This is a genomic window from Stenotrophomonas maltophilia, from assembly GCF_013464915.1.
GTDB lineage: Bacteria > Pseudomonadota > Gammaproteobacteria > Xanthomonadales > Xanthomonadaceae > Stenotrophomonas > Stenotrophomonas maltophilia_AT.
The window spans coordinates 44,678-67,186 of sequence record NZ_RAVT01000025.1; the positions used below are offsets into that span (position 1 = coordinate 44,678).

A 22,509-nucleotide genomic window follows, 5' to 3' on the forward strand; every position below is an offset into this window, starting at 1 on the left:
ATGCCGCACCTCGCGGCAGACGCAATCCCTTCGACAGTGAATACTGCAGACCCGCGCAAGCGATTCCCTCGCTCTGCGCGGGTTCGCACGCGTGCCGAATACTCAACGGTCTTCAACGGCGCCCGCCGTGTGTCCGATCCGCTGATGACCCTGCACTGGCTGCCGGCTGACCGGCCGGCCAGGCTGGGTCTGGCGGTTTCCCGCAAGGTTGATCCGAACGCCGTCGGGCGTAACCGGATCAAGCGCGTCCTGCGCGACATCCTGCGTCAGACACGTACCGACATCCAGCCAGGCGACTTTGTCGTCGTGGCTCGTAGTGCTGCGCGTTCCGCCAGCAACGACGAGATCCGCCAGGCCTTCCTGCGCCTGCTGCGTCGCCTGCGTGCATTGCCCACGCCGGGCGTGGACGGCACAATGCCGCCGCCTGATGGCATCGCAACTCCTTCTTTGACCGAGCCGGCATCGCGTCCCGGCCCCGCCGAGCCTGTCCGCTGATGAACCAGACCCGCGTATTCCTCATTTTTGCCTGGCTGATGGTGGCCGTGCTGCTGTGGATGGAGTGGAGCCGTGAAAAGGCTGCCCCGACCCCGGCACCGACGACCACGTCGGCCCCGGCCGCCGCACAGAGCGTTCCGGGCGCGACCCCGGGCGCCATCCCCAGCGCCCAGGTGCCGGGTGCCCCGGGCCAGGCCGCCGTGCAGGCCCAGGCCAGCGCCACCCCGGCCAGCCAGCGCGTGACCGTCACCACCGACGTGCTGCGCCTGGTGCTCGACGGCGGCCGCGTGCTGGACGCCGAGCTGCTGCAGTTCCCGCAGACCAAGGACGAAGGCAGCCCGCCGGTACGCCTGCTGACCGAAGACCCCGCGCATCCGTACAGCGCGATCAGTGGCTGGGCCAGCGAAGACAAGAACACCCCGGTGCCGGGCGCCGACGGCTTCAAGCTGGTCGGTGACACCCGGGACTTCGTGCTGGCCAAGGGCCAGAACGAGCTGCAGATCCCGTTTGTGTGGACCGCCGACAACGGCGTGACCATCAAGCGCACCCTGACCGTCTCGCGCAACGAGTACGCCGTGCGCTTCAAGGACGAAGTCAGCAATGCCGGCGCCGCGCCGTGGAATGGCTACGTCTACCGCACCCTGGACCGCACCCCGACCATCCTGTCGCGGAGCATGACCAATCCGGATTCGTTCAGCTTCAACGGTGCCACCTGGTACGACAACGACAAGAAGTACCAGCGTCGTGCGTTCAAGGACTACCTGGAAGACGGCACGCTGAACCAGAACATCACTGGCGGCTGGCTGGCGATGCTGCAGCACCACTTCTTCACCGCCTGGATCCCGCAGAAGGACCAGACCGCGCACTACGTGCTGTCGCAGGTGGCCGGTCGTGACCTGATCGAGGCGCGTGGCCCGGCCTTCACCGTGGCCCCGGGCCAGTCCACCAGCACCGAAGCCCGCCTGTGGGTTGGCCCGAAGCTGGTCAACCTGATCGCCAAGGAAGACGTGCCGGGCCTGGACCGCGTGGTCGACTACAGCCGCTTCTCGATGATGGCGGTGATCGGCCAGGGCCTGTTCTGGGTGCTGAACCAGGTGCACAAGCTGGTCGGCAACTGGGGCTGGGCGATTGTCGGCCTGGTGGTGCTGCTGAAGCTGGTGCTGTACCCGCTGTCGGCCGTGCAGTACAAGAGCGGCGCCAAGATGCGTCGCTTCCAGCCGCGTATCGCGCAGCTGAAGGAACGCTATGGCGATGACCGCCAGAAGTTCCAGACCGCAATGATGGAGCTGTACAAGAAGGAAAAGATCAATCCGATGGGCGGCTGCCTGCCGATCCTCATCCAGATGCCGATCTTCTTCGCCCTGTACTGGGTGCTGGTCGAGTCGGTCGAACTGCGCCAGGCGCCGTGGCTGGGCTGGATCCAGGACCTGACCGCACGCGACCCGTACTTCATCCTGCCGGTGATCAACGTGGCGGTGATGTGGTTCACCCAGAAGCTTACCCCGGCACCGGGCATGGACCCGATGCAGCAGAAGATGATGCAGTTCATGCCGCTGGTGTTCGGCGTCATGATGGCCTTCATGCCGTCCGGCCTGGTCCTGTACTGGGTGGTCAACGGCGGCCTGGGCCTGCTGCAGCAGTGGTGGATGACCAAGCGCCATGGCGGCGAGCCGGTCCCGGCCACCACCGCCCCGGCCCCGGTCAAAAAGAAGTAATCGGTAGAGCCGGCCGCTGGCCGGCTGACCTCAGCAGAAGCCCGCCGCAAGGCGGGCTTTTCGCATGCGGCGTTAGAATTCCCCGCACACCGTTCCTCCCACTTCCGAGTCCGCCATGTCGCGTGCGTCGTCGTTCCGCCTGTTCCTGCCTTCGCTGCTGCTTACCCTGGTCGTTGCCGGCTGTGGTGACAAGGACGCGAAGGCACCGGCGACCACGGTCACCCAGCCCAGCGCACAGGCCGCGGCGGCCGCCGATCCGGCCGCCGCACCGTTGCTGGCTGCGTTGCAGAAGCAGCTCGACGGGTACCGCCGGATCATCGTGCTGCTGGCTGACGAGGAACAGCAGTCGGCTACCGACCGTGGTACCTCAACGCGCGTGGGCCAGCAGCTGTTCCACGATGGGCTGGAACAGCGCACGGCCATCGCCGCGCAGTTCGATACGCTGCTGCGCGGCTCCAGTCCGCAGCGCTTCGCTACCCTCGGCACCGTGCTGGACTACATCGAGTCGGCGCCGGAACTGTTCGACGCCGACCGCCTGGCCTTCCGCGAAGTGCTGCGCGATCTGCATGAGCGCGTCGGCACCGACTCTTCGCTGCCGGCGGTGAAGCTGCACCAGCGCATCGGCGAGGACCTGGAAGCGCTTGATGAGATCGAGCGCAACTACAACCAGGAACTGACCCGCATCTTCAGCCGCTTCGAACGCACCCGTGCCATCGAGCTCAAGCGCGAGAAGTGGGAGGACTACATCGCCCACCTGCACAAGGACTACAGCCGCGAAGCGATCCTGCGCGACTACGGCGTGATCGAGCCGTACCCGATGTCGATGAAGGACAGTGACCGCGAGATCTTCGGCCGCGACCTGCCGGCCAAGACCGTGGTGCTGACCTTCGACGATGGCCCGCACAAGGCCTATACCGATGAAGTGGTGACCATCCTCAAGCGCTACGACGTGCCGGGCGTGTTCTTCGAAGTGGGCCGCAACCTGGGCAAGGTGGAAGCCGATGGCAAGGTCAGCCTGGGCCCGATGGCCAAGATCAGCCGCAGCCTGATGGAAGAGGGCTACGCCGTGGGCAACCACAGCCTGACCCACGCCCAGCTCTCGCGCACCACCGGTGACGCGCTGCGCCAGCAGGTGCTGGACACCGACACGCTGCTGAAGGACGTCGACAGCAAGCGCGCGCCGCTGTTCCGCTTCCCGTATGGCGCGCGCAATGCCGAAGGCCTGCAGCTGCTCAACGAAGCGGGGCTGAAGTCGATCATGTGGAACATCGATTCGATGGACTGGGCCGACCCGGTGCCCGAATCGATCGTGCAGCGCGTGCTTGACCAGGTGAACAAGGAACAGCGCGGCATCATCCTGTTCCACGACATCCACGACCGTGCGGTGAAGGCGCTGCCGCAGATCCTGGATCGGCTGATCGCCGACGGCTACCAGTTCGCCGGCTGGAACGGCCGCGACTTCAGCGTTGCCCGACCGCGCAAGGGCAGTGACCGCGATGCCACCGTCACCACCGGCTACGAGAAGTCGTGGGCGATCGTGGTCGGCATCGACAACTACGCCAAGTGGCCGAAGCTGGAATACGCCAGCCACGACGCGCAGGCGGTGGCCGACACGCTCACCGGGCAGTTCGGCTTCCCGTCCTCGCAGGTGATCGTGCTGAAGAACGAGCAGGCCACCCGCAACAACATCCTGGCCGCCTTCCACGACCGCCTGGCCGATGACCGCACCGGAAAGAACGACCGCGTGTTCGTGTTCTTCGCCGGCCATGGCGCCACCCGCCAGCTCGCCTCCGGACGCGACCTCGGCTACATCATCCCGGTCGATTCGGACCCGAAGGAATTCGCCACCGACGCGATCGCGATGACCGACATCCAGAACATCGCCGAGAGCATGCAGGCCAAGCACGTGATGTTCGTGATGGACGCCTGCTACAGCGGCCTGGGTCTGACCCGTGGCGGCCCATCGTCATCGTCGTTCCTGCGCGAGAACGCACGCCGCAGCGCGCGGCAGATGCTGACCGCCGGCGGTGCCGACCAGCAGGTGGCCGACGCCGGCCCGAACGGCCACTCGGTGTTCACCTGGGTGCTGCTGCAGGCATTGGCCGGCAAGGGCGACCTCAACGGCGATGGACTGATTACGGGTACCGAACTGGCCGCTTACGTGGCGCCGGCCGTCTCGGCCGTTTCGCACCAGACGCCGGCCTTCGGCAGCCTGCCCGGTTCGCAGGGCGGGGAGTTCGTGTTCCAGGTACCGGACAGCCAGGAATTCCTCAACGCCGATACGCGCCAGCTGACCGCCGATGCGATCGCACTGAACAACAAGGTCGAAGCCGCCAGCGAAGCCAAGGGCAGCCAGGCACCGGTGACCGTGGCCGACCTGCAGGGCGGCAAGGCCAAGCTGGTGGTGCCCACCGCCGGCCCGGCGTCGGATCGCCAGCGCGCGCAGCAGGCCAATGACCGTGGCCTGCAGCTGTACAGGGAAAAGCAGTACGACGAGGCGGTGGCGCAGTTCACCGAGGCGCTGAAGCTGCGCCCGGACTTCGCCCAGGCCGCCAACAACCTCGGCTTCGTCTACTACCGCCAGCAGCGCTACGCCGAAGCCGCACGCTGGCTGGAGAACACGCTGAAGATCGACCCCTCGCGCGCCGTGGCCTATCTCAACCTGGGCGATGCCTACTTCAACGCGGGCGACAAGGCCAAGGCGAAGCAGGCCTATACCACCTACCTGGCACTGCAGCCGCAGGGCAGCGGTGCCGCGCAGGCGCGCGCACAGCTGGAGAAACTCTGAGCCATGGACGATACCTTCCGCACTGACACCATCGTAGCCATCGCCAGCGCACCCGGTGCCGGCGGTGTCGGCCTGCTGCGCCTGTCTGGCCCGCGCGCTGCGGCCATCGCCAACGCGCTGGGTGCGCCCGCGCTGCGCCCGCGCCATGCGCACTACGCACGCCTGCGCGATGCCGACGATGAGGTGATCGACGATGGCATCGTGCTGTGGTTCCCGGCGCCGAACAGCTTCACCGGCGAGGAAGTGGTGGAACTGCAGGGCCATGGCAGCCCGGTGCTGCAGCAGCAGCTGGTCGCACGCTGCATCGCGCTGGGCGCCCGCCAGGCACGGCCGGGCGAGTTCAGCGAACGCGCGTTCCTCAACGGCAAGCTCGACCTGGCCCAGGCCGAGGCCATCGCCGACCTGATCGCCGCGGGTGACAACCGCGCCGCGCGCGCTGCACGCCGTTCGCTGGATGGCGTGTTCTCGCGGCGCATCGACGCCGTGGTCGAGCAGCTGGTGCTGCTGCGCATCCATGTGGAAGCGGCCATCGATTTTGCCGACGAACCGCTGGATACGCTCGGTGGTGCACAGGTGCGCCGCGGGCTGGAGCAGGCGCGCAGCGATCTGGCCCTGCTGCGCCGCGACGCCGAACGTGGCCGTCGCCTGCGCGATGGCCTGCACGCGGTGCTGATCGGTCCGCCGAACGCCGGCAAGAGCTCATTGCTCAACGCGCTGGCCGGCAGCGAGCGCGCCATTGTCACCGACATCGCGGGCACCACCCGCGACACCCTGCGCGAGACCATCCGCCTGGATGGCCTGGAACTGACCCTTGTCGACACCGCCGGACTGCGCGACGGCGGTGACGCCATCGAGCGCGAAGGCATGCGCCGCGCCCACGTGGAGATCGAGCGCACCGACCTGGCGCTGATCGTCCTGGATGCGCGCGATCCGGCGGCCGGTGAGGCTGCGCTGGGGCAGGCCGTGGCCGATGTGCCGCACAAGGTCTACATCCACAACAAGTCGGACCTGCTGGCGGCGTTGCCCACGCTGGATGACCCGGACCGTGTGTTCGTTTCGGCCGCCACCGGTGCCGGGCTCGAAGATCTACACGCGCGTCTGCGCAGCATCGCCTCGGCCGGGGCAGGGGAGCAGGTGGACGGTGAGTTTTCCGCGCGCACCCGCCATGTGGATGCGATCGAGCGCGCACAAGAGCATGCACAGCGCGCCGATGGCGAGCTGGCGCATGAGCACCTGGAACTGGCCGCCGAGGAACTGCGACTGGCGCACGATGCACTGGGCGAGATCACCGGCCAGATGAGTGCCGATGATCTGCTGGGGAGGATCTTCTCCAGCTTCTGCATCGGAAAGTAACTGTAGAGCCGAGCCCATGCTCGGCTGTTCAAGGTCTCTGCAATTCGGGGTCAGATCCCCGAAAGGGCTCTGACCCCCATAAAATGACGTGATCAGCTCCAATAGTCCGTAGTCTTGTCCGGTACGTCTTGAGTACCGGCGCCGACCGAGCTAGCGTGCAGGAAATTCAGGCAAAGGAATTGCGGATGCATCCGGACCATGTTTCCTACGTTCACTTCACAAGCCCGGCGCAGCTCACTCGAGCGCTGAACTCACTGGCAGGCATCATCGAAGGGATCTCCATTGACAGAGAGATCAATGCCGATGAGCGTGGCTTCTTGGCCCACTGGATCCAGGAACATTTGCATCAGCGCCAGCAGCATCCGTTCACTGAACTGATGCCTGTGCTCGAGCGCTCACTTGGCGAAGGTCGCATGGACGAAGATGCGGCGGAGGATCTGCGATGGCTGATCGATCGGATGTGCTCAAGTGATCGGGTCAACGCCACTACAGCAGATCTCCAGCGACTTCATGCCGTACTGGGCGGAATAATCGCTGATGGCCAGATTTCAGAGGCCGAGCTGCGTGGTCTTTCGGACTGGATGGATGAGCATTCCCATCTACAGGGATGCTGGCCGTACGACGAGATCGGACACCTCGTAGCCAAGGTACTGGCTGATGGCGTGGTGGATGCGCAGGAACAGGATCTGCTTCGCCAGTTCTTCAGCGAGTTCATCACCCTCGGCGATGACCGAACCTTGACCGATCCGTCGTTGCAGATCGCCGGAAGTCTGGTCGGGCTCTGCGCGGTGGGCCCCGAAATCCATTTCGAAGAGCGTGGATTCTGCTTTACGGGTGCATCGTCCAGAGGGTCGCGTGCTGATATCCAGGCGCTGGTAACGGCCAGGGGAGGCCGAGTGCACAGCGCACCATCGAAGAAGGTGGACTATCTGGTGATCGGCGCGGAGGGCAATCCCAGCTGGAGTTATGCCTGCTACGGTCGCAAGGTGGAACGTGCGGTGGAGCTACGTAAGGAAGGGCTGCGGATCATGATCGTCCACGAACGCGATTTCCACGACGCCTTGGTTGACTGAGGAAGTAGGGTCGGAGCCCCTTCGGGGATCCGACCCGCAGGTCCCCCGCCTGTCACATTGCCGCCGCATACTGACGCCCATCACATACCGCTTGGGGAAGTCGCAGTGAAGTCGTGGGGTTGTGCGTTGCTGTTGTCGCTGGCCGTGGCACCATCGGTGGCCATGAGTGCTGAATCCTCCACCCCGGCCGCGCACAAGGTGTCGGTCTACGGCCACCGCGGCGCCAGCGCGCTGCTGCCCGAGCACACGTTGGCGGCCTATGCGCAGGCGATCGCCGATGGCGCCGACTACATCGAGCCGGACCTGGTGATGACGAGGGACGGGGTGATGGTGGCCCGCCACGAGAACGAGATCAGCGGCACCACCGACGTGGCCTCGCATCCGGAGTTCGCCAGCCGCCGCACCAGCAAGGTCATCGACGGGCAGAAGGTCGATGGCTGGTTCACCGAAGACTTCACCCTGGCCGAGCTGAAGACCCTGTACGCACGCGAGCGCCTGCCGGAACTGCGCAGCACCGCCTATGACGGCCAGTTCCGCATCGCCAGCCTGGACGAGATCCTCGCGTTCCTGGTCCAGCAGGCAGGCCGCGCCAACCGCGGCATCGGCCTGGTGCCGGAGATCAAGCACCCGACCTACTTCCAGTCGATCGGCCTGCCGATGGAAGACAAGCTGCTGGCGGCGCTGCGGGGCAACGCCTATACCAACGTCGGCCCGGTCACCATCCAGTCGTTCGAGACCGCCAACCTGCGTTACCTGCGCGGCAAGATCCCACGTGGCAGCAACATCCGCCTGCTGCAGCTGCTGTGGAAGGGCGATACCCAGCCAGCCGACATCGCCAAGGCCGGTGGCAAGCTGACCTACGCCCAGATGATGACCCCGGCCGGGCTGAAGGACATTGCCAGCTACGCCGACAGCATCGGTCCGGAGCTGCGCTCGATCATTCCGCTGGATGACAAGGGCGCACTGGGCACGCCGACCACGCTGGTGCGCGATGCGCACGCAGTAGGGCTGATGGTGATTCCGTACACGTTCCGCCCGGAGAACCATTTCCAGGCCAGCAACCTGCGCAAGGGCGCCGACAACGCGCGCAATGCAGAGGGTTCGATCGCCGAAATGCGTGCCTACCTGGCCACCGGCATCGATGCGTTCTTCACCGATGACCCGGCGCTGGGACGGCAGGCTGTGGACGGGATGGGCACGGCGGGGAACTGATTCTCCCGGTAGTGCCGGCCGCTGGCCGGCAACCCGGAGATTCCCACGGAAGGTTCATGAGGCTGCCGGCCAGGGGCCAGCACTACCGGGGCATTTTCAGCCGCGCGGGTCTTCCGGGAATGCGGCGAACTGACGGGCTCTGGTAGATGCCAACCTTGGTTGGCACACGGCAGGAGTGCCGACCAAGGTCGGCCACTACCGGTTCATGAGGTTGCCGGCCAGCGGCCGGCACTACCATCGCTCAACCGCGCGGATCTTCCGGGCGGCGGAACGGAATCACCACATAGTCCTGGCCCTCGCGCGGCTGCCACAGCACCGGCACGCGCTGCGGTGACGGCGGCTCCAGCTCGTCGTCGGCCAGCGGCTCGGCCTCGTCTTCTTCGTCTTCCCAGCTGTAGCGCGGGCGCGGCGGCAGCGGGTCGGCGTTGCGGAACAGCAGCGCGGCGATGATGCCGGCGAAGGCGCCGCCCATGTGCGACTGCCAGGACACGCCGTCGGCGTGCGGCAGGATGGTCATCAGCATGCCGCCGTAGAACAGCATGCCGATCAGGCCAGTGGCGATCGCCGCGCGGTCGCGGCGCAGCAGGCCCAGGCTGGCCAGCAGGAACATCAGGCCGTGGGTGACGCCGCTGGCGCCCAGGTGCACGCTGCCGGGGTTGCCCAGCATCCACGCACCGAGGCCCGAGCCCAGCCACAGCAGGGGCAGCGCGCGTACGGTGGCTTTCGGGTAGACGCTGCCGGCCAGGGTGCCCAGGATCAGGATGGCGATGCTGTTGGCAACGATGTGCTCGACCGAAGCATGCAGCATCGGGCCGCCGATCAGGCCAAGCAGGCCCTTGGCTTCCAGTGGCGCCACGGCCCAGGGTCGCCAGTCGAACGTGCCCTGCAGGGCGAACACGGCCACCAGCACCAGCACGGCGGCCAGGCTGACATTGAACGCCCGCAGGATGCGCGAGCGGTCATTGCGGGGGGCCGGCACGTCGCCGGCGGGCAGGGGCGCGTTGTTGTCCATACCTCAGCAATGGCGGTGACTGGCGCGAAACCAAGGCCACCGCTGCGGGAGAGTGGATGCGGCCGGCGGGACAATCCCACCGGCCGCGCCATTCAACGGGTCAGGCTCAGGCCTGGCCTTCGCCTTCCTTCGGAGGGTACTTCAGGCTCAGCACCACGGTGGCGGCGATGATCACCGCGACCACGCCCAGCGACACCGGGGTCGGGATCTTGAACAGGTCGATGATCATCATCTTGATGCCGATGAAGCCCAGCACCAGTGCCAGGCCGTACGGCAGCAGGTGGAAGCGGTCGGCCATGCCGGCCAGCAGGAAGAACATCGCGCGCAGGCCCAGCACCGCGAACACGTTGGAGGTGAGCACGATGAACGGGTCGGTGGTGATCGCGAAGATCGCCGGGATGCTGTCCACCGCGAAGATCACGTCGGTCACCGCGATCAGGATCAGCACCGCGAACAGCGGGGTGAACCAGCGCACGCCATCGCGCTTCACGCTCAGCGCGTTGCCGGCGTAGTCCGGCAGCAGGCGCAGGTGCTTGCGCATCCAGCGCAGCGCCGGGTTGGTTTCCAGATCAGGCTCCTGGCCGGCGGCGAACCACATCTTCCAGCCGGTGAACAGCAGGAAGGCGCCGAACACGTAGAGCAGCCAATGGAACTGGCTGATCAGCACGCTGCCGGCGAAGATCATGATCGTACGCAGCACGATCGCGCCCAGGATGCCGATGATCAGCACCTTCTGGCGCTGCTCTTCCGGCACCGCGAAGTAGCTCATGATCATCAGGAAGACAAAGATGTTGTCGACCGCCAGCGCCTTCTCGACCAGATAACCGGTCAGGAATTCGAGGCCGACCTTGTTGGCCACCACCTGGCCGGCGGTCTCATTCAGGTAGTACCAGAGGCCGGCATTGAACAGCAGGGCCAGCGCGACCCAGCCGATCGACCACCACAGGGCCTCCTTGAAGGTGACCTTGTGCGGTCCACCATGGCGCATCAACACGAGGTCGACCAGCAGGGCGATGACCACCACCGCTGCGAAGCCGCCCCACAACCACACGTTACCGATCGTCTGCATTGGGAATGTCCGTTGGAAAGATGAATGCCAGGCCGGACGGCGAGGATCTGCAACGGAGGATCGGGAGGGGGATCCAGGGACAGAGCTTCGCCAGTACGGCGAAGGTCTCGCTCGCAGTCCCAGTCGGCTGGAACTGCCGTTGCACCGGAGCCTGCGGGCTCGAAATGACGGCGACAACGTCTGGGAGCTACTCCCCTTCTGGCGCCGATTCTGCCGTCTGGCCGGGCCGCCGTCAAATGCCGGGTGGCCGGCGTCCCCGCCCTGGTGGATGCCAACCTTGGTTGGCATGCCGGCCGGAGGCAGAGCCCCTGCGGGGATCTGACCCCGGTGCCCGGTTTACAATAGGTGGATGAATACCCCCCTTCCGATTGTCCGCCTCAAGAATGCGTGGCGTTCCAGCCACCCGTGGATCTTCCAGAAACTGGTCGAGAAGCCGACCGTCCGGCCCAAGCCCGGTTCCATCGTCGACGTGGTCGGCATCGATGGCGAGTTCATTGGCCGCGGGTTCTACAACGGGCACTCGCGCATTGCCGTGCGCATCCTCGAAACCGACCAGAACGTACCGGTCGATGCCGGCTGGTTCTCGCGCAAGATCGCCCAGGCGGTGTCGCTGCGCCGTGAGGTGCTGAAGCTTGACGCGGTGTCCGACGCCTGGCGCGTGGTGCACAGCGAAGGCGACGGCCTGTCCGGCCTGGTGGTCGACCGCTACGGCGACCTGGTGGTGGTCGAGTTCTTCGCCGCCGGCATGTTCCGCCATCGCGAGTGGATCTATGACGCCCTGCGCGAGCAGTTCCCCGGTTGCCGCTTCCACAGCTTCGCCGACGAGCACGTGCAGAAGCAGGAGAGTTTCGACTTCCACGGCAACACCACCACCGAAGCGTCGGTGATCACCGAGTACGGCATCAAGTTCCGCGCCGACCCGGCCGGTGCGCACAAGACCGGCTTCTTCGCCGACCAGCGCGAGAACCGCGAATGGTTGAGCCAGCAGGTGGAAGGCAAGAGCGTGCTGGACCTGTGCTGCAACACCGGTGGTTTCGCCGTGTATGCGGCGGCGCGCGGCGCCTCGGACGTGGTCGGCATCGACATCGATGAAGACGTCATCCAGATCGCCAAGGGCAATTCGCGCCTGAACAACGTGCGTCCGAAGTTCGTCCAGTCCGACATCTTCCCGTGGCTGCGCGATGCCGCCAACCGTGGCGAGCAGTACGACGTGGTGATCCTGGACCCGGCGAAGATGACCCGCGACCGCGACCAGGTCATCACCGCGCTGAAGAAGTACCTGGACATGAACAAGCTGGCGCTGGGCGTGGTCAAGCCGGGTGGCCTGTTCGCCACGTTCTCCTGCACCGGCCTGGTGGCCGAGGACCAGTTCCTCGACATGCTGCGCCGCGCGGCCTATTTCTCCGGCCGCACCATCCAGATCCTGAAGGTGGCCGGCGCCGGCCCGGACCATCCGTTCATGGCCCACGTGCAGGAATCGCGTTACCTGAAGGCCGTGTTCTGCCGCGTGGTGGATTGATCCATGGCATCGGTGCGGCCGGCCGCCGGCCGGCAGCACCTCATGCCTGTGCGCTGGCCTGCGGGGGCGGCGGCTGAAGTTGCTGCAGCAGGCCGTTGATCACCCGGGCCCGGCCGCGCACGTGGTAGCCCAGGGTGGTCAGGCCGATGCCGGCGATGACAAGCAGCAGCAATGACCAGGCGATCGCCATGCCGATGAAGTGCAGTACGCCCATGCGCAGCCAATGGGCATGCAGCCACGCCTGGCTGCGCGCCGAATAGGGAACCCTGGCTTTGGCTTCAATGCGCGCGCGGATGACATCGGGCACCGCGATACCGATGTCCTCCCCGCGGGCGATGGCCAGGCCCGTGTCGTTCAAGGGGGTGCTGGTTCTGGCAAGCGAGTGCTGCGCCTGCAGGTAGCCCTGCCATTGCGGGCTCAGCGTGGTGAATCCGGGGCTGTCGATGAGCTTGCCGAGCTGGGTGCTGTCGAGCTTCGTGCCATCGCCGGCGTCGGCCCGGCTGAAGTCGGGACTGACGATTCCGTTGCCTGCCATCAGGACGACCAGCATGGAGCCGCCGATCACGAACGAGAAGGTGAAGTGGCGCACGCCGCGATTGAGCAGCACCCTGCGCAGGCCGAACCCCATCCAGACCAGCATGCCGCCAGCGAAGCACAGGCTGGCAGACAGCAGCAGGACGATTGTGGACGGGTCATTGCCGTAGCCGGCCGGAACGTGCGCCGAGGGCGGGCTACCGGTCAGGCCCTGCAGGAAGATCATGGACAACAGCGCAGTGGCCGGCAGCACCGCGAAACAGGCCAGGCCCAGGCTGCGTGCGAACGAACCCCGGCGATACAGCGCGCGCAGGCCGGAAACCGCTTCGACCCGCTGCTGCAGCTCTGCTGGCACCTTCAGTGGATCGGGCCGGGACGTGATCATGCGGGTTCTCCGGAAGTGCGAAGCAGCTGCTGCAGGGCCTGTTTCAGCTGGTCCTGGGCCTGTGCCGCACGCGCGACCATCTGCGGGCTGGCGTTGTCGCTGTTCTGCAGGGCCTGGATGGTCTGGCGCCAGATCGGCACAAGGATCTGCACGGTCTCGCAGTAGCGGTCGAGCAGTTCAATGGCGTGGTTGCGTGCCAGCTGCACCTGGATGCGGCTCATCGAGTGGCTGGCCAGCAGCGCGGTCAGATTGGCCACGCGCCGCTGCAGGCGTTCCACGGGGCGGTCCATCACCAGCGGATCGTCCACGGCGCCATTGTCTGGTGGCAGTTCCTGCAGGAACTGCACCGCCGCATCGATGTAGATCTGCAGGCGTGCACCCTGTGCATCATGCTCATCGAGCTGCGCATTCAAGCGGTCGACGCTGCTGCGCACCGCTGCGGCCTGGTGCTCGATCTCGGACAACACGTCGCCGTTGCCGCCCAGCGCGATGCGCCGGCGAAGCCGCCGCTCGATATCGGCACCGGTGAACCGATCCCACCAGCTGGCACGTTCCAGCAGAGCGTTGGGGTCGTGTTCGGAGAGGCGGCTGACCAGCTCAGCCAGTGCCTTGGCCAGCGCGTTGGCGCTGCCATCCTGCCAGGCAGGCTCCGCGCTGGCGTTGGCCAGTTCGGCGGGGCCATAGCGACCGATGTCGATGCGCCCGGCGAACAGGACCGGCAGCACATCGCGCTTGAGCTGTTCGACGCTGAGCGGCGCACCCCTGGGCGCAGGGTGAGCGGTAGGAAGGGGGGGCGGGGCGGAATGGGACATCGGAATTCCGTTTCAGGGGCGAGGCAGCCGGTGGGCTGCCGTCATCGATAGCGGCTGCCGCCGAGTGTAATGGAGTGCGCAGGGTCACCCGGCACTACCGGAGGTTGTCGACACAGCGCTATGGTCGTGTCCTTCCCATTGCCGGTGGATGCCCATGCCGTCGTTGCGTCGTCTCTCCCTGCTGCTCGCACTGGCGCTGTGCGCGCCGTTGTCCGCCCATGCCATCGAGTTCAGCGCGCAGGAACTGGCCCGTGCCAAGGCACTGCAGCAGCGCCTGGTCACCCTCGACAGCCATCTGGATACGCCGGCCAATTTCGGCCGCACCGGTTTCGACATCGAACAGCGCCACGACCGCAACGCGCTCTCGCAGGTGGACTATCCGCGCATGGTCGAAGGTGCCCTTGACGGAGGCTTCTGGGCGATCTATACCGACCAGGGCGATCGCAGCACCGCTGCGCATCTCGCCGAACGCGACCACGGCCTGCAGCGCCTCATGGAAATCCGCGAAATGCTGGCCGCCAATCCCGAGCGCTTCGCACTGGCGCTGACCGCCGATGATGCCGCGCGCATCAAGGCCGCCGGCAAGCGCGTGGTCTACATCAGCATGGAAAATGCCAGCCCGCTGGTGGCTGACCCGAGCCTGCTGTCGTTCTACCATCGCGCCGGCCTGCGCCTGCTCAGCACCGTGCATTTCGCCAACAACGAGTTCGCCGATTCGGCCACCGATCCCAAGGGCGCCGAGTGGAAGGGCCTGAGCCCGGCCGGCAAGGACCTGGTACGGCAGGCGGTGAAGCTGGGCATCGTGATCGACCAGTCACATGCGTCGGACGCGGTGTTCGACGACCTGCTGGCGATGATGCCGGTGCCGTTCGTGCTGTCGCACAGCTCGGCCAAGGCGGTCTACGACCACCCGCGCAATCTTGATGACGCGCGGCTGCGCAGGCTGGCCAAGGCTGGTGGCGTGATCCAGGTGAACGCCTATGGCGGCTACCTGATCGACACCGCGAAGACGCCCGAGCGCAAGCAGGCCGAAGAAGCGCTGAGCAAGCAGCTGGGCGGCTGGGAAGGGATGGGCATCGAGCAGGGCGTCGCACTGCTGAAGGCCGAGCAGGCGCTGGACCACGAGCACCCGGTGCGCCATGCCAGCCTGGACGACTTCTTCGCCCACTTCGAGCACATCCTCAAGGTGGTCGGCCCGGAACATGTGGGCATCGGCCTGGATTGGGATGGCGGCGGTGGCCTGACCGATCTGCCCGATGTCAGCCAGCTGCCGAAGATCACCGCGTGGCTGCTGCGCAAGGGCTACACCGAGAAGCAGATCGCCGGCATCTGGGGCGGCAACCTGTTGCGGGTGATGCGCCAGGCGCAGGATTACGCGGCAAAACAGGGCGGGTGAAGCCCCCTGCGGTAGTGCCGGCCGCTGGCCGGCAACTCGCATCGTGTTGATACGGGCAATGCCGGCCAGCGGCCGGCACTACCGGTGATCGGTTTATTTCGCGATCAACGCGTGGCGGCGGCTGTACAGGAAGTACAGCACCAGGCCGACCACGTTCCACAGCAGGAAGTACAGCTGGGTGCTGTGCGGCAGGCTGAGGAACAGGTAGATGCAGCCCAGCGCGGCCAGCGGGCCGACCACGAAGGCCAGCGGCGTACGGAACGTGCGCTCGCGGTTCGGCTCGCGCAGGCGCAGCACCACCAGGCAGATGCCCACGGCAGTGAACGCGGCCAGGGTACCGGCATTGGCCAGCGCCGCGATCTCGTCCAGGCGCGCCACACCGGCCAGCGCCGACACCACCACCGCGGTGAACAGTGTGGTCGCCACCGGCGTGCCGGTGCGTGCGTTGACCTTGGACAGGCCACGCGGCAGCAGGCCATCGCGGCTCATCACGAAGAAGATGCGGCTCTGGCCGTACAGGAAGGCCAGCAGCACCGTCGGCAGCGCGATGATCGCGATCACGCCGATCACCATCGCCGCGGTCGGATGGCCCAGCTGGCGCATGATCAGGGCCAGCGGCTCGGCGCTGTGTCCGAACACGGCGTAGCTCATCGCACCCACGGCGGCCAGCGCCACCAGCACGTAGACGATGGTGCAGCCGATCATCGAACCGATGATGCCGATCGACAGGTCGCGGCCCGGGTTCTTGGTTTCCTCGGCGGCGGTGGAGATCGCATCGAAGCCGTAGAAGGCGAAGAAGATGATCGCCGCTGCCGCCATCACGCCATGCTCGACGCCATCGGGGCCCATCGACTTGGCGAAGCCATACGGCATGAACGGCTGCAGGTTGGCGCTGTCGAAGGCGGGCAGGGCCACCGCCACGAAGATGGCCAGCGCGATCAGCTTGAACACCACCAGGATGGCGTTGAGCGTGGCGCTTTCCTTGGTGCCGGCCATCAGCATGCCGGCCACCAGCCAGGTGATGATGATCGCCGGCAGGTTGATCATGCCGCCTTCCACGTGCGGGCCGGCTGCCAGCCAGGCCGGCAGGTGCACGTTCCAGCCGAACTGGGTGTGGACCCATTCGAGGAAGCCGACGAAGTAGCCGGACCAGCCCACCGCCACCGTACTCACCACCAGCGAGTACTCCAGGATCAGGCTCCAGCCCACCACCCAGGCGAACACCTCGCCCAGCGCACTGTAGCTGTAGGTGTAGGCGCTGCCGGCGGCCGGCATCATCGTCGACAGCTCGGCGTAGGACAGTGCCGCACAGGCGCAGACCGCACCGGCAATGGCGAAGGAGATCAGCACGGCCGGGCCGGCCAGGTTGGCACCGACGCCAATCAGCGTGTAGATGCCGGTACCGACGATGGCGCCGATGCCCAGCGCGATCAGGTGCGGCCAGCTGAGCGTCGGGATCAGACGCCTGCCGGCTTCGTGGACGGTGACGGAATCTAGGGACTTGCGCCGGAACAGGGACATGCAGGCCTCGGAAGGGGTGACTAAGAACGACAAGTTCCCGAGTGTGACCGAACGCAGCGCAGCATTACCACTGACGGGGGTCATGCCCGCCCCCACGCGCGCTGCACCGCGACCAGACTGCCGGAATCGGCATAAAGGGCCGTCGGCCCGGTGCTGCTTCAGGGCGTGCTCGGCCAGTGGCAGCCGTCTTCCTGCCAGGCTTCGGGGGAGTCGTGGAAGGTGGTGCTGCGGCCATCGCGGGCGCGTTCGTAACGCAGATCCAGCACCAGGGCACCCTGCGTGCTCAGCAGGTAGCGGCCGTTGAGGCGCCCGTCGATGCGCTCTTCCCAGACGCTGTCGAACTGGTAGGGGCGATCCTCGGCCAGCACCGTGGTTTCCAGCGAAACCCGACGCAGCGGCAGGCGCTCGCGGTGGCCGGCGTAGCGCACGTCGGACTGGCCGTCCTCCAGCCAGCGCCATTCCAGGTGGATGCTGTCATTGCGACCGCCGCTCAGGCAGCGATGGTCCTGCACGGTGGTGCCAGAGGCGGTGCCGGCGAGCAGCAGTGCGACCGCGGTTGCCAGCCAGGCCTTCATCCGTTCAACCCCAACCGGATGCCGAACCCCACCAGGAACAGGCCGGCCACCCGGCGCAGCGCATCGCTGATGCGCGGATGCTGGATCAGCCGGCGGCGGGCCAGGTTGCCCACGCCGATCAGCATCGAGCAGTAAGCAATGCTGACCACCAGGATGATGCCGGCCAGCGCGGCGAAGGTGGCAATGCCCTGGTGCGCCTTCGGATCGATGAACAACGGCAGGAAGGCCATGTAGAACAGGATCGCCTTCGGATTGAGCAGGCTGACCAGGATGGCCTGCTGGAAATAGCGGCCCGGCTGCATGCGGATCGGGCCGGCGTCAGTGCCCTCGTGCTTCGGCGTGCGCAGCAGGCTGATGCCCACCCACACCAGGTAGGCTGCACCCAGGTACTGCACGGCATGGAACACCAGCGGGTTGGCCTTGAGCAGCGCGGCCACGCCGGCCAGCGCCAGCCACATCAGGATCTGGTCACCGACCAGCAGGCCGGCCAGTGCCGTGTAGCCACCGCGCACGCCGCCTCGGCCGGTGGCGGTCAGCAGGGTGAAGGTACCGGGGCCGGGCAGGGCGAGAAACACCAGCACGGCGACCAGAAACGTCCACAGGTCCTGGATGCCCATCCACGGCATGGCGGTGTTCTCTCTTACGGGGGGCCGCCATTGTCGGCCAGCACCGGGGCGGGCGACAGGGGGCCGGCGAGTCCATCTGGCATGCCAGACAGCAGCGGTTGCAGGTGCTGGCGCAGCTGCGCGTGCAGCTGCCGCACCGCCGGCGAGAACTGCTTGCGGTGCGGGCACACCAGCTGCAGTGGAATGTGGCTGCCGGCGCCGTCGAGCAGCAGCTGCAGGCGCCCGGCCAGCACGTCTTCGCGCAGGTCCAGCCAGGATTTGTAGGTGATGCCTTCGCCCGCCACCGCCCAGCGCCGCACCACGTCGGCGTCGTCGCAGACCAGCGGGCCGCGCACCGGGATCACGGTGCGGCGCCCGTCGACCTCGAACGACCAGCGATCGTAGGCGCGGCCACTGAGCTGGTAGACCAGGCAATCGTGCTCGCGCAGTTCGTCCAGGCGCACCGGCGTGCCCCGTCGCTGCAGGTAATCGGGCGAAGCCGCGAGTACGCGACGGTTGCCTTCGAGCAGGGGCAGGGCGACGTAGTTGGCGTCGTCGAAGTGGCCGATGCGGATCGCCACATCGACCGGATCGCGGAACACGTCGGCCACTTCATCGGACAGCCGCAGGTGCAGGCGCAGCCGTGGATGGGCGGCTCGGAACGCAGTCAGCCATGGCAGCAGCAGGTTGCGACCGAAGTCCGACGGCGCCGACAGCTGCAGCGCGCCGTGCAGTTCGGCGTCCTCGCCCTGCACGCGGGCCTGCCCTTCGCGCAGGGTAGCCAGTACCTCCTGCGCATACGGCAGGTACAGCGCGCCCTCGCCGGTCAGGCGCAGGCTGCGGGTGGTGCGCACGAACAGGCGCAGGTCCAGTTCGCGCTCCAGCCGCGCCACCGCAGCAGCGACCTGGCCGGGCAACAGATCGGCCTCGCGGGCCGCCTGCGAGAAGCTGCCCAGTGCGGCCGTGCGGACGAACAACTGCAGGTCGTCGAAGCGGATCATCTTCATTGCCGGAGTGAAAGTGCTGCCCGATTCTGCGCCTTTCTGAGCGACCGTGCGCGGCGCAACCTGTGCACTCCTTCCCCACTGGACCGCTGCCATGCGCGCCATTGCCTACACCCACGCCGGCCTGCCGATCGACGACGCCCGGGCCCTGATCGACATCGAACTGGAACTGCCGCAGCCCGGCCCGCGCGACCTGCGGGTGGCGGTGCGCGCGGTGGCGGTGAACCCGGTCGACACCAAGGTACGCCGCGGCGTGGCCACCGATGGCCCGCGCGTGCTGGGCTGGGACGCGGTCGGCATCGTCGACGCCGTGGGCAGCGAAGTGACCCTGTTCCAGCCCGGCGATGCGGTCTACTACGCCGGCGTCATCGACCGGCCGGGCAGCAATGCCGAATACCAGCTGGTGGACGAGCGCAGCGTCGGCCGCAAGCCGGCCAGCCTTGATGATGCGGCTGCCGCCGCGCTGCCGCTGACCGCCATAACCGCCTGGGAGTTGCTGTTCGACCGCCTGCGTATTCCCGAGGGCGGTGGCGAGGGCCAGACCCTGCTGGTGATCGGGGCCGCCGGTGGCGTCGGCTCGATCCTGGTGCAGCTGGCGCGGAAGCTGACGAAACTGACGGTGATCGGCACCGCATCGCGCCCGGACACCCAGGACTGGGTGTATGCGATGGGCGCGCACCACGTGATCGACCACAGCCAGCCGCTGGCCGAAGGCCTGGCACGGCTGGGCATCAGCGAGGTGCAGCATGTGGCCAGCCTGACCCATTCCGACCAGCACTACGCGCAGATCGTCGAGCTGCTGGCGCCGCAGGGCCAGTTCGGCCTGATCGACGACCCCGGCCAGGTGGATGTGATGGCGCTCAAGCGCAAGGCGCTGTCGCTGCACTGGGAATCGATGTTCACCCGCCCGCTGTACAGGACCGCGGACATGCAGCGCCAGCACGACCTGCTGAACCGGGTGGCCGAGCTGATCGATGCCGGTGTGCTGCAGACCACGCTGGGCGAGCACTTTGGCCGCATCGACGCGGCCAACCTGCGGCGTGCCCATGCGCTGCTGGAAAGCCACCGCGCCAAGGGCAAGATCGTGCTGGAAGGCTGGTAAGGCCGGGCCTTTCCTGCGTCGTTGGGGTCAGATCCCTTTCCCTTTGGGAAAGGGATCTGACCCCTGCCTCAGGCCACGCCGTTGTCGACGTGTTCGGCAAAACCCGGCTGCTGCCGCAGGCGTTCGAACCAGGCCTCTACGTTCGGCAGCGTGGGCTTGTTGCCCGGCGTACTGCGCCAGCGCTGGGTCGACAGCCCCAGCACGATATCGGCGAGGGTGAAGGTGTTGCCCGCCACGTGGCCATCGGTAGCGGCCAGCTGCGCGTCGAGCACGCCCATCAGCCGGCTCCACTGCGCCAGGCTGGCCTCGGCACGGGCGTCATCCGGGTAGTCCGGATGCTGCCGCACCCGGGCCATGAACACGTGGCGCCAGGCACTGTTGAGGTCGCTGGCCTGCCAGTCCATCCACTGCTCCACCCGTGCACGGGCCTGCGCCGCAGCGGGCAGCAGGTCGTCACGGCCAGCGCGGGCGGCCAGGTAGCGGCAGATGCTGTTGGACTCCCACAGCAGGAAGCCGCCATCGCGCAGGACCGGTACCTGCCGGTTCGGATTCAGTGTGGCCAGCAGGTCCGCCGGTGGCGCAGGCTCGTGGTGCAGGGGAAGATCCAGCCCCGCGCACAGCCACAGCACCTTGCGCACGTTGATTGAGGTGGGCTTTCCGTACAGAGCGAGCATGGTTCCGGCGCAGCAGCTGAGACTCCGCCAGCCTACACTTGCCCCATGCAAACCGAATATCTGCTCATTGGCGGCCTTCTATTGGCCGTGCTCATCCTGCAGCTTGTCGCCCTGCTGCGCCGCCCGCCGCACGACCGCCTGGAACAGGCGGTGCGCGAGGAGGCGCGCGCCGGGCGCAGCGAACTGCGCGAACAGCTCGATGGCTTCGCCCGCGCGCTGACCGACCTGTCCACCCGCACCGACCAGCGCCTGGACCTGCTGCGCGAAGCGCTGGGCGAAGATGCCCGCAAGGCGCGTGCCGAGGCAGCGGAGAGCCAGCAGCGTGGCGCCGCACTCATGGGGCAGCGCCTGCAGGAACTGCGCGGCCAGCTGGAAACGTTCGGCCAGCAGCAGGAAGCGCGCATCCACGCGTTCGGCCAGCAGCTGCAGGAACTGACCGGGCGTACCGACACCCAGCTGGGTGCGCTGCGCCAGACCCTGGTGGACGACGCGCGCAAGGGCCGCGAAGAAGGTGCGCAGTCGCAGCAGCGCCTGACCGAAAGCCTGGGCCTGCGCCTGCAGGAACTGACCCAGCGCAACGAACAGCGCATCGCCGAGATGCGTGCCACGCTGGAAGAGCAGCTGCGCGCGCTGCAGAACGACAATGCGCAGAAGCTGGAACAGATGCGCCACACCGTGGACGAAAAGCTGCAGTCGACGCTGGAAACGCGCCTGGGCAACTCCTTCAAGCTGGTTTCCGAGCGTCTGGAACAGGTGCAGCGCGGCCTTGGCGAGATGCAGCAGCTGGCCACCGGCGTTGGCGATCTCAAGCGTGTGCTGACCAACGTCAAGAACCGTGGCAGCTGGGGTGAAGTACAGCTGGAGAACATCCTCGAACAGACGCTCACCCAGGAGCAGTACGCGCGGGCAGTGAAGGTACGCCCGGACAGCGGCGAGATGGTCGACATCGCCGTGCGCCTGCCGGGCCGCAGCAGCGATGACACGCCGGTGTGGCTGCCGATCGACTCCAAGTTCCCGCGCGAGGACTACGAGCGCCTGCTGGACGCACAGGAACAGGGCGACGCCGAGGGCGTGCGCCTGCAGGGCATCCAGCTGGAGCGCGCGGTACGCGTGCAGGCCAAGTCGATCTGCGAGAAGTACATCGTGCCGCCGCACACCACCGACTTCGCGGTGATGTTCCTGCCTACTGAAGGCCTGTACGCCGAGGTGATCCGGCGCCCCGGCCTGGTTGACCTGCTGCAGCGCGAGCATCGCGTGGTGGTGGCTGGACCGACCACCGTCACCGCCCTGCTCAACAGCCTGCAGATGGGCTTCCGCACCCTGGCCATCGAGCAGCGCTCCAGCGAGGTGTGGAGCCTGCTGGGCGCGGTGAAGAGCGAGTTCGGCAAGTTCGCCGGCATCCTCGAAAAGGCCGAAAAGCAGATCACCACGGTGGGCCGCAGCATCGGCGAGGCCAGCCGCAAGACGCGCACCATCGAACGACGCCTGCGTGGCGTGGAGTCGCTGGCGTCCGAGCAGGCGCAGTCCTTGCTGGGCGACCTGGCCGATGCTGACGCCACGTCCGAGGACGAAGCCGGCGACGGCGACGAGGCCTGAGCACGGCCGACACGCCGCCTGCATCGTCGATGCGTATGCTGGCGGCCTGTCCGCTTCGATCAGGTACCG

At 66.9% G+C, this 22,509-nt stretch carries 19 protein-coding genes; 10 read left to right on the forward strand and 9 right to left on the reverse strand.

All coding sequences use genetic code 11. The features are described 5' to 3' along the window. The 6 genes from rnpA to D7T59_RS09300 all read left to right on the forward strand — a co-directional run bounded on the left by rnpA (window position 1) and on the right by D7T59_RS09300 (window position 8,636). Window positions 1-495 carry a ribonuclease P protein component gene (rnpA, locus tag D7T59_RS09275; protein ID WP_080355007.1) on the forward strand — a complete coding sequence of 165 codons (495 nt, stop codon included), beginning with the start codon at window positions 1-3 and terminating at the stop codon, window positions 493-495. Beyond that, entirely contained in the window at window positions 495-2,210 is a 1,716-nt protein-coding gene (gene yidC, locus D7T59_RS09280; protein WP_180851892.1) for a membrane protein insertase YidC, read from the forward strand. The genes rnpA and yidC overlap by 1 nt, the downstream gene beginning before the upstream one ends. A 115-nt stretch (window positions 2,211-2,325) precedes the next feature. Continuing rightward, entirely contained in the window at window positions 2,326-4,998 is a 2,673-nt protein-coding gene (locus D7T59_RS09285) for a polysaccharide deacetylase family protein (RefSeq protein ID WP_180851893.1), read from the forward strand. 3 nt (window positions 4,999-5,001) lie between these two features. Then, the gene (mnmE, locus tag D7T59_RS09290; RefSeq protein WP_180851895.1) at window positions 5,002-6,351 is read left to right on the forward strand and encodes a tRNA uridine-5-carboxymethylaminomethyl(34) synthesis GTPase MnmE; all 1,350 of its coding nucleotides are present in this window, start codon (window positions 5,002-5,004) and stop codon (window positions 6,349-6,351) included. 155 nt (window positions 6,352-6,506) lie between these two features. Then, the gene (locus D7T59_RS09295; protein WP_343203081.1) at window positions 6,507-7,424 is read left to right on the forward strand and encodes a BRCT domain-containing protein; all 918 of its coding nucleotides are present in this window, start codon (window positions 6,507-6,509) and stop codon (window positions 7,422-7,424) included. A 105-nt stretch (window positions 7,425-7,529) separates the two neighbouring features. Then, on the forward strand, window positions 7,530-8,636 hold the full coding sequence (locus D7T59_RS09300; protein WP_180851897.1) for a glycerophosphodiester phosphodiesterase family protein: 1,107 nt from the start codon (window positions 7,530-7,532) through the stop codon (window positions 8,634-8,636). Window positions 8,637-8,877: 241 nt separating this feature from the next. Here the strand turns inward: D7T59_RS09300 and D7T59_RS09305 are convergent, their stop codons facing one another. Both D7T59_RS09305 and D7T59_RS09310 read right to left on the reverse strand, forming a co-directional pair. Continuing rightward, window positions 8,878-9,648, reverse strand: a complete 771-nt coding sequence (locus tag D7T59_RS09305) for a rhomboid family intramembrane serine protease (protein WP_180851899.1) — start codon at window positions 9,646-9,648, stop codon at window positions 8,878-8,880. A 106-nt stretch (window positions 9,649-9,754) separates the two neighbouring features. Next, on the reverse strand, window positions 9,755-10,717 hold the full coding sequence (locus D7T59_RS09310) for a TerC family protein (protein WP_010487446.1): 963 nt from the start codon (window positions 10,715-10,717) through the stop codon (window positions 9,755-9,757). A 349-nt stretch (window positions 10,718-11,066) separates the two neighbouring features. Here D7T59_RS09310 and D7T59_RS09315 point away from each other — a divergent pair, with 349 nt between their 5' ends. Then, window positions 11,067-12,236: a class I SAM-dependent rRNA methyltransferase gene (locus tag D7T59_RS09315; RefSeq protein ID WP_049436108.1), complete on the forward strand. Its 1,170-nt coding sequence runs from the start codon at window positions 11,067-11,069 to the stop codon at window positions 12,234-12,236. A 40-nt stretch (window positions 12,237-12,276) separates the two neighbouring features. Here the strand turns inward: D7T59_RS09315 and D7T59_RS09320 are convergent, their stop codons facing one another. After that, the gene (locus tag D7T59_RS09320; RefSeq protein ID WP_180851901.1) at window positions 12,277-13,155 is read right to left on the reverse strand and encodes a hypothetical protein; all 879 of its coding nucleotides are present in this window, start codon (window positions 13,153-13,155) and stop codon (window positions 12,277-12,279) included. Continuing rightward, entirely contained in the window at window positions 13,152-13,967 is an 816-nt protein-coding gene (locus tag D7T59_RS09325; protein WP_180851903.1) for a protein klaA, read from the reverse strand. The genes D7T59_RS09320 and D7T59_RS09325 overlap by 4 nt, the downstream gene beginning before the upstream one ends. 154 nt (window positions 13,968-14,121) lie before the next feature. On the opposite strand from D7T59_RS09325, the gene D7T59_RS09330 reads away from it, so the two are divergent. Beyond that, on the forward strand, window positions 14,122-15,363 hold the full coding sequence (locus D7T59_RS09330) for a dipeptidase (protein ID WP_180851905.1): 1,242 nt from the start codon (window positions 14,122-14,124) through the stop codon (window positions 15,361-15,363). 93 nt (window positions 15,364-15,456) lie between these two features. On the opposite strand, the gene D7T59_RS09335 is transcribed toward D7T59_RS09330, so the two are convergent. The 4 genes from D7T59_RS09335 to D7T59_RS09350 form a co-directional block, all read right to left on the reverse strand. Beyond that, window positions 15,457-16,884: an amino acid permease gene (locus D7T59_RS09335; RefSeq protein WP_164137094.1), complete on the reverse strand. Its 1,428-nt coding sequence runs from the start codon at window positions 16,882-16,884 to the stop codon at window positions 15,457-15,459. A 158-nt stretch (window positions 16,885-17,042) separates the two neighbouring features. After that, a complete protein-coding gene (locus D7T59_RS09340; protein ID WP_180851907.1) occupies window positions 17,043-17,459 on the reverse strand; it encodes a hypothetical protein in 417 nt (138 codons plus the stop codon). After that, on the reverse strand, window positions 17,456-18,085 hold the full coding sequence (leuE, locus tag D7T59_RS09345) for a leucine efflux protein LeuE (protein ID WP_180851909.1): 630 nt from the start codon (window positions 18,083-18,085) through the stop codon (window positions 17,456-17,458). Before leuE ends, D7T59_RS09340 begins: the two co-directional genes overlap by 4 nt. A 14-nt stretch (window positions 18,086-18,099) precedes the next feature. Further along, window positions 18,100-19,071, reverse strand: coding sequence for a LysR family transcriptional regulator (locus D7T59_RS09350; protein ID WP_180851911.1), 972 nt, complete (start codon window positions 19,069-19,071; stop codon window positions 18,100-18,102). Between the two features lie 91 nt (window positions 19,072-19,162). Between D7T59_RS09350 and D7T59_RS09355 the strand changes: the two genes are divergently transcribed. Then, complete coding sequence (locus D7T59_RS09355; protein ID WP_164137098.1) at window positions 19,163-20,170, forward strand: zinc-binding alcohol dehydrogenase family protein; 1,008 nt, start codon at window positions 19,163-19,165, stop codon at window positions 20,168-20,170. A 68-nt stretch (window positions 20,171-20,238) separates the two neighbouring features. Here D7T59_RS09355 and D7T59_RS09360 read toward each other — a convergent pair whose 3' ends face one another. Continuing rightward, window positions 20,239-20,844, reverse strand: coding sequence for a glutathione S-transferase family protein (locus tag D7T59_RS09360; RefSeq protein ID WP_180851913.1), 606 nt, complete (start codon window positions 20,842-20,844; stop codon window positions 20,239-20,241). A gap of 45 nt (window positions 20,845-20,889) precedes the next feature. Between D7T59_RS09360 and D7T59_RS09365 the strand changes: the two genes are divergently transcribed. After that, a complete protein-coding gene (locus D7T59_RS09365; RefSeq protein WP_180851915.1) occupies window positions 20,890-22,440 on the forward strand; it encodes a DNA recombination protein RmuC in 1,551 nt (516 codons plus the stop codon). Window positions 22,441-22,509: the final 69 nt, after the last annotated feature.

What these genes read in the sequence shown, in the direction of transcription:
- rnpA (WP_080355007.1), top strand. Translation starts at nt 1, where the DNA reads ATGCCGCACCTCGCGGCAGACGCAATCCCTTCGACAGTGAATACTGCA.
- yidC (WP_180851892.1), top strand. Translation starts at nt 495, where the DNA reads ATGAACCAGACCCGCGTATTCCTCATTTTTGCCTGGCTGATGGTGGCC.
- D7T59_RS09285 (WP_180851893.1), top strand. Translation starts at nt 2,326, where the DNA reads ATGTCGCGTGCGTCGTCGTTCCGCCTGTTCCTGCCTTCGCTGCTGCTT.
- mnmE (WP_180851895.1), top strand. Translation starts at nt 5,002, where the DNA reads ATGGACGATACCTTCCGCACTGACACCATCGTAGCCATCGCCAGCGCA.
- D7T59_RS09305 (WP_180851899.1), bottom strand. Translation starts at nt 9,648, where the DNA reads ATGGACAACAACGCGCCCCTGCCCGCCGGCGACGTGCCGGCCCCCCGC.
- D7T59_RS09310 (WP_010487446.1), bottom strand. Translation starts at nt 10,717, where the DNA reads ATGCAGACGATCGGTAACGTGTGGTTGTGGGGCGGCTTCGCAGCGGTG.
- D7T59_RS09315 (WP_049436108.1), top strand. Translation starts at nt 11,067, where the DNA reads ATGAATACCCCCCTTCCGATTGTCCGCCTCAAGAATGCGTGGCGTTCC.
- D7T59_RS09320 (WP_180851901.1), bottom strand. Translation starts at nt 13,155, where the DNA reads ATGATCACGTCCCGGCCCGATCCACTGAAGGTGCCAGCAGAGCTGCAG.
- D7T59_RS09325 (WP_180851903.1), bottom strand. Translation starts at nt 13,967, where the DNA reads ATGTCCCATTCCGCCCCGCCCCCCCTTCCTACCGCTCACCCTGCGCCC.
- D7T59_RS09330 (WP_180851905.1), top strand. Translation starts at nt 14,122, where the DNA reads ATGCCGTCGTTGCGTCGTCTCTCCCTGCTGCTCGCACTGGCGCTGTGC.
- D7T59_RS09335 (WP_164137094.1), bottom strand. Translation starts at nt 16,884, where the DNA reads ATGTCCCTGTTCCGGCGCAAGTCCCTAGATTCCGTCACCGTCCACGAA.
- D7T59_RS09340 (WP_180851907.1), bottom strand. Translation starts at nt 17,459, where the DNA reads ATGAAGGCCTGGCTGGCAACCGCGGTCGCACTGCTGCTCGCCGGCACC.
- leuE (WP_180851909.1), bottom strand. Translation starts at nt 18,085, where the DNA reads ATGCCGTGGATGGGCATCCAGGACCTGTGGACGTTTCTGGTCGCCGTG.
- D7T59_RS09350 (WP_180851911.1), bottom strand. Translation starts at nt 19,071, where the DNA reads ATGAAGATGATCCGCTTCGACGACCTGCAGTTGTTCGTCCGCACGGCC.
- D7T59_RS09355 (WP_164137098.1), top strand. Translation starts at nt 19,163, where the DNA reads ATGCGCGCCATTGCCTACACCCACGCCGGCCTGCCGATCGACGACGCC.
- D7T59_RS09360 (WP_180851913.1), bottom strand. Translation starts at nt 20,844, where the DNA reads ATGCTCGCTCTGTACGGAAAGCCCACCTCAATCAACGTGCGCAAGGTG.
- D7T59_RS09365 (WP_180851915.1), top strand. Translation starts at nt 20,890, where the DNA reads ATGCAAACCGAATATCTGCTCATTGGCGGCCTTCTATTGGCCGTGCTC.